This window comes from Leptolyngbya sp. FACHB-261 (assembly GCF_014696065.1).
Taxonomy (GTDB): Bacteria; Cyanobacteriota; Cyanobacteriia; order FACHB-261; family FACHB-261; genus FACHB-261.
Genome location: NZ_JACJPL010000018.1, coordinates 151,354 through 164,463, shown reverse-complemented (window position 1 = coordinate 164,463; position 13,110 = coordinate 151,354). Strand labels below are relative to the sequence as shown.

At 55.2% G+C, this 13,110-nt stretch carries 10 protein-coding genes and 1 tRNA gene; 6 read left to right on the top strand and 5 right to left on the bottom strand.

Going from position 1 to position 13,110, the window contains the following annotated elements:
• Positions 1–34: 34 nt before the first annotated feature.
• Positions 35–3,289 carry a glycerophosphodiester phosphodiesterase family protein gene (locus H6F94_RS10100; RefSeq protein ID WP_190802107.1) on the bottom strand — a complete coding sequence of 1,085 codons (3,255 nt, stop codon included), beginning with the start codon at positions 3,287–3,289 and terminating at the stop codon, positions 35–37.
• 330 nt (positions 3,290–3,619) lie between these two features.
• Between H6F94_RS10100 and H6F94_RS10095 the strand changes: the two genes are divergently transcribed.
• Complete coding sequence (locus H6F94_RS10095; protein WP_190802106.1) at positions 3,620–4,675, top strand: CHAD domain-containing protein; 1,056 nt, start codon at positions 3,620–3,622, stop codon at positions 4,673–4,675.
• 38 nt (positions 4,676–4,713) lie between these two features.
• Here the strand turns inward: H6F94_RS10095 and H6F94_RS10090 are convergent, their stop codons facing one another.
• From H6F94_RS10090 to moaC, 4 genes are all read right to left on the bottom strand, one after another.
• The gene (locus H6F94_RS10090; RefSeq protein ID WP_190802105.1) at positions 4,714–5,511 is read right to left on the bottom strand and encodes a YdcF family protein; all 798 of its coding nucleotides are present in this window, start codon (positions 5,509–5,511) and stop codon (positions 4,714–4,716) included.
• Positions 5,512–5,532: 21 nt separating this feature from the next.
• Positions 5,533–6,897: a recombinase family protein gene (locus tag H6F94_RS10085; protein WP_313949259.1), complete on the bottom strand. Its 1,365-nt coding sequence runs from the start codon at positions 6,895–6,897 to the stop codon at positions 5,533–5,535.
• Positions 6,898–6,912: 15 nt separating this feature from the next.
• Positions 6,913–7,689, bottom strand: a complete 777-nt coding sequence (locus H6F94_RS10080; protein ID WP_190802104.1) for a ferritin-like domain-containing protein — start codon at positions 7,687–7,689, stop codon at positions 6,913–6,915.
• A 110-nt stretch (positions 7,690–7,799) separates the two neighbouring features.
• A complete protein-coding gene (gene moaC / locus H6F94_RS10075) occupies positions 7,800–8,342 on the bottom strand; it encodes a cyclic pyranopterin monophosphate synthase MoaC (RefSeq protein ID WP_190802103.1) in 543 nt (180 codons plus the stop codon).
• Positions 8,343–8,383: 41 nt separating this feature from the next.
• Between moaC and H6F94_RS10070 the strand changes: the two genes are divergently transcribed.
• The 5 genes from H6F94_RS10070 (at position 8,384) to H6F94_RS10050 (ending at position 12,947) form a co-directional block, all read left to right on the top strand.
• Positions 8,384–8,457, top strand: a tRNA-Arg gene (locus H6F94_RS10070).
• A 194-nt stretch (positions 8,458–8,651) separates the two neighbouring features.
• Positions 8,652–10,562, top strand: coding sequence for a DUF1565 domain-containing protein (locus tag H6F94_RS10065; RefSeq protein WP_190802102.1), 1,911 nt, complete (start codon positions 8,652–8,654; stop codon positions 10,560–10,562).
• 51 nt (positions 10,563–10,613) lie between these two features.
• Positions 10,614–11,084 carry an HmpF-related protein gene (locus tag H6F94_RS10060; RefSeq protein ID WP_190802101.1) on the top strand — a complete coding sequence of 157 codons (471 nt, stop codon included), beginning with the start codon at positions 10,614–10,616 and terminating at the stop codon, positions 11,082–11,084.
• Entirely contained in the window at positions 11,084–11,866 is a 783-nt protein-coding gene (locus H6F94_RS10055) for an urease accessory protein UreD (protein WP_190802100.1), read from the top strand. Before H6F94_RS10060 ends, H6F94_RS10055 begins: the two co-directional genes overlap by 1 nt.
• 67 nt (positions 11,867–11,933) lie before the next feature.
• Positions 11,934–12,947, top strand: a complete 1,014-nt coding sequence (locus tag H6F94_RS10050; RefSeq protein WP_190802099.1) for a type I glyceraldehyde-3-phosphate dehydrogenase — start codon at positions 11,934–11,936, stop codon at positions 12,945–12,947.
• The last annotated feature ends 163 nt before the right edge of the window (positions 12,948–13,110 follow it).

Genomic DNA, 13,110 nt, shown 5'->3' with positions numbered 1-13,110 from the left:
AGCCGGATTAAGCGCGTTATGAGAGCGCTAAGTTCTACACGCTAGTTTCAGGGCTCGGTGCGAGTAGACCAACGCCATTGAGCGGATCGGCTTGGGTGAAGGGATAGAGCTGATTGGCGACTTGAGCTGCAGTGCCAGGGAAGTCGCTGAACAGCCCGTCCAGGCCAAGGCTAAAGAACTGCTGATACTCCAGTGCTGGGTCGCCGTTGTAATCCGGAGCCAGGTAAAAGTCCTCGTTGCGGAAGGTGTAGGCATGCACCAATAGACCGGCGGCATGGGCATCTTCGATCAGGGTCGTTGGTGCTTGCAGCAACCGATCAGCATCACTGATTTGGCCGTCACCGTTGAGGTCATCCGGCTGCCCATTACCGTCGAAATCTACGGATTCAGCAGGAATAATCAACCGCTTCCAAGGGCCAATGCCATCGGCATAGGTGGCAATTTCTGCCAGACCAGTTGGAGCCAATAAATCGCCGTAGGTGCGCGTGTCACCAGTGGCAACAAAGTCGTAGGGCTGCACATCTGCTGCATCGAAGAGCTGGACTAGCGGCACCTTGGTGAGCTCATTGAGCTGTTGTAGATTGCTCACTTCAAACGACTGGATGAACACTGGCGAATCAGCGCTGGTATAGCCATTGGCATCCAGCACTGCTACCAAAGGTTCTTCCAGAGACAGCCCAATCGAATCGAAATAGGTGGGGTGCTTGGTTTCTGGATAGATGCCAACTGTGCGACCAAGTTCAGCGCTCTTGCTCTTGGCCAGATCGATCACTTCTTGGAGGGTCGGCACCTCAAACTGGCCATTGAAGGACTGGTCGCGGAAGGGTAGCCGCTCGTTGGCCCGCAGGGTTTTGATCTCCGCCAGCGTGAAGTCTTCAGTGAACCAGCCGGTCACCTCGCTGCCGTCAATAATTTTGGTGGCGCGGCGGCTGGCAAACTCAGGCCGATCAGCTACATCGGTGGTGCCCGAGATCTCGTTTTCGTGGCGGGCAATCAGGATGCCATCTTTGGTGGAAACCACGTCAGGCTCGATGAAATCAGCGCCTTGTTCAATTGCTAGCTCATAAGCAGCCAGTGTGTGCTCAGGCCGTAAACCACTAGCGCCCCGGTGCCCGATGACCAAAGGCCGAGCAGCGGTGCTCACGAAATTGGTGATCGATAGGCTACCAGCATCGACGCCCTCAAGAATGGCCAGAGCTTTGTTGCCATCTTTAAGGCTGATCAGGGTATCGTCGCCCAGTTGATTGATTTTGAGATTGGCATAGGCTAGCCCAGCTCCCAAGCCGAGGATGTCCTTGCCCGCCTGGAAATCAGTGATCCGGCTGCCTGCGGTGGGAACTTCGCTGTCAACGATCCAGAACTGGTCACTGCCAGCACCGCCGGTTAAGGTGTCGCCATCTTGCGCGTATAGCTTGTCGTTGCCGCTGCCGCCTTCGATGTTGTCATTGCCTGCTTCTCCGAAGATCTCATCATTGCCTTCGGAGCCCTTCAGGTAATCGTTGCCGTCATTGCCGTAGATCTTGTCGTTGCCGCTATTGCCGTCGATGGAATCGTCGCCAGCGCCGCCGTAAATGATGTCGTCGCCACGACCGCCTTTAACAGAGTCATTGCCGCCGCCTGCAAACACTAGATCATTGCCGGAATTGGCGTTGATGCGATCATTGCCACCAGGACCATAGAGGCTTTTATCGCCCCAAATCGTGTCGCTCCGGCGGCTGCCGCTGAGCTGATCACGACCGTTGTCGCCGCCAATCGTGGGGTCGTTAGCGACCGGCACTGCCAGCAGCAACTGGCCACCCTGAACATAGTTGCCGCCCAGATATTGTGGATCACGAATACTATGGGCCTGGACATCGAATAAATAGGCGCTGCGACCTTGGCTGTCAGTAGGCACCTCGATAATGCCCGAGGTCTCCCAATTACCAGGCTCCGGATCGTTAAACTTTGGACCGGCTGCGCCTTCAATGGCTTCAAACAGTGGCACAATCTCGCCGGATTCAGGGTTGAATGACCAAATCTGCGCGTCGCGGCCCTCAGCCGCCATGACGTCATCACCAAAAGCAGCTGCGTCTTCTTGAATTAAGACATTGCCATTGCTGTCAACCACAATGTTGTCGTAGCTGACGCCTTTACCAGGACCACCAGACAGCAATAGTTCAAAATCATTGATGGCTCCAGTGGGATCGTCAGCATTTAAGCTGAAGCGATAGAGTTTGCCGTAAGGGTTTTCGGCTTCGTTAGCATTCTCGGTTGCTGAGCCATCTAGGCGTTGCTCAGCCCCAGTAGTAACGAAATAAAAGGTCCCCGCATTATTGGGATCTTCGTGAATATCTTCAGGGCGGCGGAAATTGGTCGAGCGGCTCTCGGTGTTCACCCAATCGCTCAAAACCTTACCGTCTGGATTGAGGACGACATTGCTGTCAACCTGGGTCCAGGTTGCGCCAGTTCTGACGCCTTCGCTTAGGGTTTCGTTGCTGTGACCTTCAACTTTCAGCACATACAGATCGCCCCGCTTAAAGCCATTGGGATCTTCTGCGGTTTGCTCGCCAACAAACATGTAGACTTCACCGTCGGCGAAGTCCTCGGTGCTGATCAGAACTGTTTTCTCGGAGTTTTCAGCTCGATATTGAGAAGCTGCGAGGATGTTTTCTTTGGCATAGCGGCCTAAGCCATCAATCGCCTGAGCGGTGCCATCGGTAGAAACAGCCCAAGCCCGACCGTTAGGGGTAAATTCCTCCGGGGCGAAGTAAATGGGGCCATCTTCGAAACCATATTCAGCTAGATAGCCCGAACAGAAGCGATTAAAGCTAAAGCTTGCGCCGGTTGCGGCGTTGACATAGGTGCCAGTTGTGGTGTCTAGAACATAGGTGCCAGTGCTGTCTACTGCCTGTTCGATCAGGCTCTTGCCGCCGATAACGTTCCAATCCTTATCGAACTTCAGCAGTGAGACTTGCGCTCCCTTAATTTGTCCAGGAACGGTACTGGAAATATCAGAAGTTGCAGAAGGACTTAGTTCATGATTGACGAAGACATAATAAGCCTCTTCCGTGGTAAACAGGCCAATGCCATCTGGTACTCCAGTAAAAGCAAAGGTTTTACCTTCAACCACGCTCAAGTCGTCTAAACCTTCGCCAGTGAGCAGCGGAAACTCATCGCCCACGGTGAGCAAAGGAGTCACTTGATAACCACCGTTGCCGGGTACATTAGCAACGTAAGCAGCAGCGTTTGTCTGCCCGTCGATCACATTAGCCATTAAGCTTTCCCCAATTTCTAGGACTCGTTTTTGCACCCTCGCTAGGTTCCCACAGCAATGCTAAGAGATTGCTATCATCTCTTTAAGAAACGTCTTAGTTAAATTAATTGGAAAAAGCTTGAATTAGAGACTCAGATGTCTAAATATGGGAAGTTTTTGAGACATTGAAAAGTTAGTTCAAACTAGCCTCGATAGTCTGGCTATGCTTGGACTAGCCCCAGAAATGCTGGGGTAGCTGACACGGCTTCGGTTTGAAAGTTGGACAACAAAACCGGCATCTATCGCAATATAGTTGTCTCGAAATTAAGGTAGGGTTAAATTTAGAGTTTGCTGCTGCGTTGGACCTCCATTTTGAGTAAAGAAAAGTTGAAAGCTAAGGTTGACTTGTCAACCAATGCCAGCTCAGGGCCGACCCTGGGTGAGTATGCTCGTGTTGTGATTGGCGAACAGTATCGTCGTTTGATCAAGCCCGAAAAGAAGGTTTTAGCTGATAAAGATCCAGAAGCCCTGCACCAGATGCGGGTGAGCAGTCGTCGTTTGCGAACAGCGCTCCAGGTGTTTGCAGTCGCTGTGGAATTGCCGAAAGCTGCCGGTGCAGATCGGGTGCGCGACCTGGCGCGAGTGCTAGGTGAACTGCGTGATTTAGATGTACAAACAGCTACGCTGAAAACGGAGTATCGTCCTCATCTCGAGTCTGGGGAGCAACAGAGCTTGGACCGGGTTTTAGATGCTCTAACTAAACAGCGACGCAAGACTTTATCAGGGGTGCAATTTGTCCTGAGCCAGCCCCGCTACCAGAAACTCAAAGAAGCGTATAGTGTCTGGTTGGCTGAGCCCCGCTTGAAAGCACTCGCTGAGAGCCCTTTGCTGCCTTTGGTGCCCGACCTGCTGAGTCCTCTGCTCTCAACCTTGCTTCTGCATCCTGGTTGGTTGTTACCTGTGGAAGAAGCCTTGGGTAGCTCTGCGCCAACCCTACACGAGCTGCGCAAAACGCTTAAGCACGTGCGTTATGAAGCAGAGTTCTTCACTCCCTTTTATGGTGAAGCATTCACCAACTGGGTTGAGGATGTGCGCAAGCTTCAAGACAACTTGGGCGTTGTGCAAGATACCCAGGTGCTCTTGGAACTGCTGCTCGAAGAACTGCCACGTGGCACTAAGCTGCCTGGCCTACAAGAACTCGTTCAGCAGCGACAGTCCCAAGCCATGACCGATTGGGAAACAGTGCGGCAACAGCATTTAGACCCTGCTTTCCGCCGGCACCTGCGGCAGCTCATTCTCGATGCCAACCTGGAGGCGACGCCCCAGCCCTCTTCCGCACCAAAAGATTCTGGGCCAGAAGATTCTGGGGTCAGAGATGGCAGCAGTGAGTCTGAGGCCAAAGCCAGTAAAGCTCTCAGTGAACCGGTGACTACTAACGCTTAAGGCCCAATGCTTAATGTCCAATGCTTAATGCTTAGCGATTAAAGCCAGCCCCGCAGCTTGTACACACCAAGGCCCACATATTCCCGCAGAGCGCGACTGGTGTTGCGCAGCGCATCTGCATTGGGTAGCCAGTCAATCCCAGCCTCCCAAGCATTCTTACGCGCTTGGCTCTCCACCGCCAGATAATCGGTTGTCGCGGGTATGGCCTCAATGCCCTGCTTGGCAAAGATAGCCAGCGAACGGGGCATATGCAGTGCGCTAGTCACCAGCAGCACCCGCCGCAAGCCTCGCTCCTGCAGAATTGCCTTGACATTGCGGGCGTTCTCGTAGGTGTTGAAGGAGCTTGGCTCCTCCAAAATGGCTCGGCGGGGAACCCCCATCGCCTCAGCTAGCGCTGCCATATCGCCCGACTCAGGCGGACCACCGACGCCGAGCCAGTCCACCCGACCGCCAGACATGACTAGCCAGGGCGCTAAGCCTGCCCGGTAGAGCCTCGCCCCATAAATCACTCGATCTCCTTCCTCCGCTACCTCGGGCCAAGTTCGAGGTGGCAGTTGGGCCTGGATGCCGCCTCCCAGAACCACGATCGCATCTGCTTTAGGCAGCGTGGTCTGATCCGCTCGATAGCGCCACTCCAGCGAACGCACGGCACTGTCCGACAGCGCTTTGTTACTGCTCAGCAACAGCAGCAGGAGGGCCGTCAGCACACAGGCAAAACTCAGCCGTCGTCCCCAGTCGCGCCGCCAAAAAGTAAACACCCCAATCAGCAGCAACAAACAGCTCAGCCCCAACGGATAAAAAAACGGGGGCAAGAGCTTAGATAGGTATTGGAACATGGTGTGCTTGGGCGAAGGCGGTCAGAAGACAAATTTCAGCTCTACAGTCACACCATCAGGAGACTGCCGGACGCCAATTTGACGAATAAATTCCCGAAAGAAGAACCGTCGTTCTGTCTCTGATAAATCTTGCCAGAACTGGGGCAAGGAAGCTGTTTGCGCAATCGCACTCAAACTAATCGGTGGCAGTTGTGCCATTTGAGTTTGCAGGTCTGCCAGTTCTGTGCGCAGGTTGTAGGTGCGTAAAGTTGCGGTTTCAGAATCCAGCACCCCAGTTGCCTCAAGGCTAGGAATCTGCTCCAGAATGCGCTCCTTATCCGCGATCACCGCCATCATGCCGGCTCTCGCCTGTCCCAGTCGTGAGAAATCCAGTCCAGAAACCGTGCGCGGCAAATCGGTGCAGATCGCCTCAATGACTTGTTCCAACACCTGCTGATAGGCTATCGCTGGACACTTAGGCGCTCTTGAACACTTGGGATTGCGCAAATACAGATACTCGCGGCTTTTGCCATGGGTGGTCACCCGCGAAATGGTTAATGGTTGCGCACATTCAGCACAACTCACCAGCCCCGCTAACGACCGGGGCGCGCTCACTGTACGTCGAGGTAACGAGGCATTGCGCCGCAACAAACGGTCAACCTGAGCTGCGTCTTGACGCGATAGCAAGGCCGGGTGGGTATCCCGTAGAACCTGCGGCTTGCCTGCTGGGGTTGGCGCTGGATGAGATAAGTCGCCGCGATAAACCGCACTGGTCAACCAACGCCGTCCTGTCGCTACAGAAATACGTTTGCCATGCTTCTTGGCCAGATAGCGGACAGCACCACGCAGAGAGCCGTAGAGCAAAAACTGCTCGAAAAAGTCTTTCACCACTACCGCGGCACTGCGGTCAATGATGTAGTGCTCTTTGCCGCGACGGTAGCCGTAGGGGGCCTTTCCAGGCGGAGGCAGGGCTTGCAGCCGCTTCCGCGCATGTCCTAAACGCAAACGGCGCTGTTGCTGGTTGGCTTCAATTTCTCGCAGCAAGTCGAGTTGTGCCGCCACGTTGCTTGTGCCTGCATCCGAACGGTAGCTCTGGTGAGTTGCGATTAGACAAATGCCTTGTGCCTCCAGCTGTTGCAACCGCTGGCAGACCTCTTCGACTGTGTCACCCAAATCGGCCAATCGGGGCAGCAGCAAGTGAGAAAACTGTCCCGCTTGGGCGTCAGTGAGAAGTGCCTGCAATTGTTGTCGCCCTCCCAAATCCTGGTAGACCCGGTCAATGGACCAGTCCTCAAGGGGCCAGTTCTTAAGGGGCCATTTTTCGGAGGGCCGGTTCTCAGAAAACAGCTCGGGGGCTGGCTCCAAGCCAGGCTCACTGTAGAGATAGGCAACAACAATTGCAGGCACAGAATCGGACCTTGTTTAGGCTGCGACTGGGGTTGAAGCCGCGTCAGGCTCAGCGGTCATCTCAATGGGAACGCCATCGCGAGCGAGTTCGGGCATCTTGCCACCCTTCTGGAGCAGGTTGCTGACCATGGCTAGCATGGCGTTGACTTTGCGCGTGCGCCACTCGTCGATCACGGCTGTAACCGCAGCGGGAGACAGGCGTCGCTCTAGAGCTTCGCGCAGGTAGGCGGCATGGCCAGTCTCATCTTGAGCCACGCTGAGCATGCCCTTGCGGATATTGACGCTGACCGGATCATCGGGCAGAGCGTGGGCCATGCGCACAAAGTCACGGCTAGCATCTAATTCCAGAATGTAGGTGCTAGCCATGAATACTGTCCAGTCGATGTTTTGCGGCTTGAAGGTCTCTTGGGAGTAACCCTCAAAGTAAGCCTCAAAGAAGGGACTGCGCCTGCGATCATCCGGCTTGGCTTCCTTTGGCTTGCCTTCCTGAGCTTGGGCCAAGCTCTTGAAATCAATAACCTGCTTGTTGAGCTGCTTGAGGGCATGGGCAAAGATTTGACCGTGACGGTTCTCATCAGAAGCATGCTTTGCCAGCTTCTCGGCCAACCAAGTATCGCCCTCGGCAGCAGCTCGCGCACTCAGCGCCTCTAGAAAGGGGACAGAGCCAGACTCTGCCAGTTGCAGCCCTGCTAAGGTATTGGGTCGGGTTAGCGGATCGCGCAGACTGCGAGCAGACACAAACGCAACCGCACCTGAGCCCAGGATATGCAGGACGTGGGTAAAAAGGTTCATAAAGGGGCAGGGTGTGAAGAACCGTAACCAACCTCGATCCTAGCCCTGTTCTCAAGGCTGAAGTGCTTAGATCACACAGTTTTCAGGTCTCGGCTAAGCGATTGACCTTGCTATTGAGCTGATGGAGCAGGTGGCTCCTGGTTCTGCATCGGGGCCGGGTCCTCTACTGGCTCGGATGCCAAATAATCACCTGACTTGCCGCCGCTTTTGCTCACCAAGCGAATGTGCTCGATTTGGATCGATTTCTCTAGAGCTTTCGCCATGTCGTATAGCGTGAGAGCCGCTACTGAGGCGGCGGTTAGGGCCTCCATCTCTACCCCAGTCTCAGCGCGGGTCTTTACCTCCGCTCGAATCTGGTAACCCGGTAGCTCTGGGTCTGGGCTCAGCTCAACCCGCACCTTGGTCAGGGGCAGCGGATGACAGAGGGGAATCAGGTTAGCGGTTTGCTTGGCTGCCATGATGCCTGCAAGCTTAGCTGTCCCTAAAACGTCGCCTTTGGGAGCATTGCCGTTCTCGATCGCCTCAAAGGTGCTCTGCTGCATGCGCACCTGGGCTGCGGCGACCGCCTGACGCAGGGTCTGAGCCTTGGCTGAGACATCGACCATCTGGGCCTGACCGCTGCTATCTAAATGCGTGAGGGGAAAAGAGTTCATAATTTGCTGGATGTATGTTATGGTTATATTCGCCTTGGTAAGGGCTTGTAGCTCAGTGGACTAGAGCACGTGGCTACGGACCACGGTGTCGGGGGTTCGAATCCCTCCTAGCCCGTCTAAAAGACAAAAGTGCGTCGTTTGGGACCTCCCATAAGGGGGTCCCAAACACTTATAAGCAGAAAATCAGGGCCGGTTGGGTGAGTGACATGGGAACCTGATCGCGCTCGGTACCCGTCAGCCGGTAAAGTCTGACTGAATCAGCGCTGACGATGCCGTCAGGATCTTGTCAAACTACTGCCAAGGAAACCTATGCATCAAGTTCGGGATCGTCGAGCTATATTTTGCTGCTGGCTCAGTGGCTCTGTCAGTCTGGGCATGTTGGTTAGCAGCTTAGTTGTGCCAGTGCTGGCACAAACGCCAACCCCCAACCCAAGCCCAATTCCAGGCTCAACCCCCAGCCCAACTCCCAGCCCTAGTTCAACGCCAGGAGGTACGCCAACTCCCAGCCTGACTCCGGTGGCTACACCCAGTCCTGCAGCTACACCAAGCCCCACGACTGCACCAACTCCTAGCCCGACACCTAGCCCGACGCCAGGTGCGACGTCCGCTCCTAGCCCCACCCTGACCCCAGCACCAGCAGTTACTCCGACTCCTCGACCAACGCCGAGCCCTAGCCCAGCCCCAACCCTTCCAGGTTCCAGTTCGACCTCGCCTCAGTCGCAGACCGTTATCTATGTCAACCCTGCTGCGGGGGCCGACAGTCCTGGGGCGGGTAGCCAAAATGCGCCATTCCGCACGATTAGCTATGCTTTGTCCCAAGCTCAGCCTGGGACCACGATCCAGCTGGCTCCCGGTCGCTACACCACTCAGAGCGGTGAACAGTTTCCCCTGGTGCTGAAACCGGGCATTAGTATCCAGGGTGATGACGCAAGCCGAGGGGCCACCGTGGTCATCAATGGGGGTGGGCAAATTATCAGCCCTACCTTTGCGCGGCAGAGTGTCACGATTCAAGCGGCCAATAATACCCGCATTAGTGGAGTCACTCTGACTAACACTGACCAGCGCGGCACTGGCTTGTGGATCGAGGATGCCAACGCTACCGTTAGCTCCAGCACCTTCACCGGCAACGGGCGCGAAGGGGTGTTTGTGGCCGGTAGGGCAACGCCGACGCTGACGCTGAACATCTTCCAAGGCAATAGGGGCAACGGGATCTCGATTGCAGGCAGTTCTCAGCCAATCGTGCGCGATAGCCTGTTTCAACAAACCGGCTTTGGCATCAACGTCGGACAGACTTCTGCACCTCAGCTAGTTAACAATCAGGTGCGTCTTAACGAGGATGGCATTGTCGTGCAAAACACGGCTCGGCCCGTTCTGCGCCGTAACATCGTTGCCGACAACCGCCGTGATGGTCTGGTGTTGATTGCTGATGCGCAACCGGATCTGGGTACTGCGGCAGAACCAGGCGCCAATGTATTCGCCAACAATGCCGGACTGGCGATCAAAAACGCCACTCGCACCATAACCCTGACATCCTATGGCAACCTGATTCCAGCCAACAAAACCAGTGGGCAGGTCAATATCGTCTCTAGCTTGCCACCAGGGCAATTTAGTGATGTGGCAGCCAGTTGGGCGGCTGACTACATTCAGGCTCTGGCTCAGAGTGCCATCATTGGCGGCTTTCCGGATGGCAGCTTCCGGCCCGATGCCCCCGTTACCCGAGCGCAGTTTGCCACGATCTTACAAAAGGCCTTTCAGCCTACTGCACAACGCCCCGGCACCACCTTTAGTGATGTACCAGCCAACTACTGGGCTAATGCTGCTATTCAGGGAGCCTATCGCAGCGGTTTCATGTCTGGTTATGGCGGCCAGTTTCAACCAGAGCAAAACATCCCGCGTGTTCAGGTGCTCGTTGCTCTAACCAGTGGCTTGGGCTTAACGCCTACCAATCCTGATGTGCTCAGTCGTTTTCAGGATGCAGCAGAAGTTCCTAGTTATGCTGTTAATGGTGCTACTGCCGCTACTGAACGGCGTCTGGTCGTAACTTACCCTGATCTAAATCGGCTCAATCCGAATCGTCCTGCTACCCGTGCGGATGTTGCAGCCTTTGTATACCAGGCATTAGTTAGCACCGGACGGCTACAGCCAATTAACTCGCCCTACATTGCAACCGGCTTTGGGAGCAGTACCCCAGTTCTGGGACCTGTCGCCAACCGTCGTTGAGGGCTAAGATCAGCTGGTTAACCAGGATTTTGGCGTTAGAGACAGCTCACCATGCTCCACCTTGCACAGGTCCAAAAGAAGGGATTTCTAGGCAAAACGGAGCTGCGCCTGTTGGCGTTTGAGCGCAACGAGCACACGTGGGTCGTCCTCATCGAAGAGGAATTTGTTACCGCCAGCGATGTTAATTTCCCTGAGAACATGCTGGTGTTGGTTGAGGTCAACAGCAATCGGCAGGTCCAGAACGTCCGGGATGCCGGCAAATGGGTTTTGGACCTGCTGCAACGCCATATGGCTCCTGGCGTCAATTCGGCCAGTTTGGAAGAAGAGTTCAAAGTTGTGGAGGGCTGGCGTCAGTCTCTCACCCTGCAAAGTCAGGAGTTTAGCCGGCGTCAGCTAGAGATTGAAGCCCGGCGCGAGCAATTGCAATTGCTAGAAGACACGCTCAGCCGCCGCGAAAAAGAGCTAGAAGCGAGCTGGAACAAACTCCGCACGGAGCAGGAACGCCTGAACCGAAGCCGCTAGTGTTGAAGAACCTTGGCCGCTCTGAGCTCGTCGCCTGTGACCGCGCCGGTCGCACCGTTGTGACCCATCAATATTCACAAGCGCCGCTCCAGCTCAGTGCACCTCTGTACTTAGAACCGCACCGGCCTACGCTCTACCTACGTAATCCTAACGGTGGTTTGTTAGGCGGCGATGTCCATCAACTCTCCGTAGTTCTGGAAGCAGGGGCTCAGCTTGAGCTTCGCACCCAGTCAGCGACTCGTCTGCATCCCGGTAGCAGCGAACAGCACCAACAGATCCGGCTTGAAGATGGGGCCAGCCTGACCTATTGTCCTCACCCCTTAATTCCAGGCCAGGGAGCCCACTATTGTCAGACCACGCACATTGATCTCGCTCCGACTGCCTGCCTGTTTTACAGCGAAGTCTGGGCCAGTGGACGGGTGGCAATGGGCGAATGCTGGCAATTTCAAGGCTTAGAAAGCCGCTTGCGGATTTATCGCGATGGTTGCCCTATTTTGTGGGAAACTCAGTGCCTAGGGCCAGACCTAAGCCTTGTGCAAAGTCTGCCCTCGCTGGGAGAGGCCCAAGCTTGGGGTACCCTCTGCTGCTTTGGCCCCTGGAGCAAAGCGCTACCGGATCTGCCTAAGTCGTCTGGACTTCAGACTTGGAGCCTGGACAATGACGCAGGTGATCGCCTAGTTCGCTGCATAGGAGCCAGCGCCCAGCAGATCTGGCAGCTGTTTCAGAGCTTGGAGATCCCGGTGCGATCCCCGTCGCTTTCTCTTCGTCAAAAATTGATCTAAGAGAAGCGAGGCTTTGCGATATGATTTTGGGCAGCAGTAAGTATTTATTACATGGGGGCCACCCGCAGTGATTAAGGTAGCAATCAACGGCTTCGGGCGCATTGGACGTAACTTCCTCAGGTGCTGGCTGGGCCGTACTGACAGCCCGCTTCAAGTTGTAGCAATCAACGACACCTCCGACGCACGGACCAATGCCCACCTGCTGAGGTACGACTCGATCCTGGGGCCGTTTGAAGCCGACATCAGTGCGGATGACAACTCGATCACGGTCAACGGCAACATGATCAAGACCGTTTCTGACCGCAATCCTTTGAACCTGCCCTGGAAGGCCTGGGACATCGACTTGATCATCGAGGCCACTGGTGTCTTCACTAACCGTGAGGGTGCGACTAAGCACCTAGAAGCGGGGGCCAAAAAGGTGCTGATTACAGCTCCAGCTAAAGGAGACGATGGCACTTTCGTCATGGGCGTCAATGACGGCGATTACGACCATGCCAAACACAACATCATCTCCAACGCTTCCTGCACTACCAATTGCCTAGCTCCCGTCGCCAAGGTAATCCACGAGAACTTCAAGATCGTCAAGGGCACAATGACGACGACCCACAGCTACACCGGCGACCAGCGGTTGCTAGATGCTAGCCACCGCGATCTGCGTCGGGCGAGAGGGGCAGCCCTAAGCATTGTGCCGACCACCACGGGGGCTGCTAAGGCTGTAGCTCTGGTGCTGCCAGAACTCAAGGGTAAGCTTGATGGCTTCGCCATGCGGGTACCTACCCCGAACGTATCCGTGGTTGATTTGGTGGTTGAAGTTGAGAAGCCGACGATTGCTCAACAGGTCAACGAAGTTCTCAAGCAGGCCGCTGAAGGCTCAATGAAGGGCATTTTGGCCTACAGCGAACTGCCGTTGGTCTCAATCGACTATCGCGGTACTGACGAGTCCTCAATCGTGGATGCTGCTTTGACCCTGGTCATGGGTGGCAACATGGTCAAAGTCATCGCCTGGTATGACAACGAATGGGGCTATTCCCAGCGGGTAGTTGACTTGGCCGAACTCGTAGGCCGTAGCTGGGTGGCTTAATAACTCCTGCTACTTCTAGAACGGAGTGATCACTGTTGGAACCGGAGTGCTGCGTCACTCCGGTTTTTTGTGAGCCAGTGATGGATTTGTGGGGTTTCTTGAGTTGAAAAAGCCCTCTTGGATGGGGTCTAATCCTGTGCGTCCCTTCCACCACCGGCTGAAT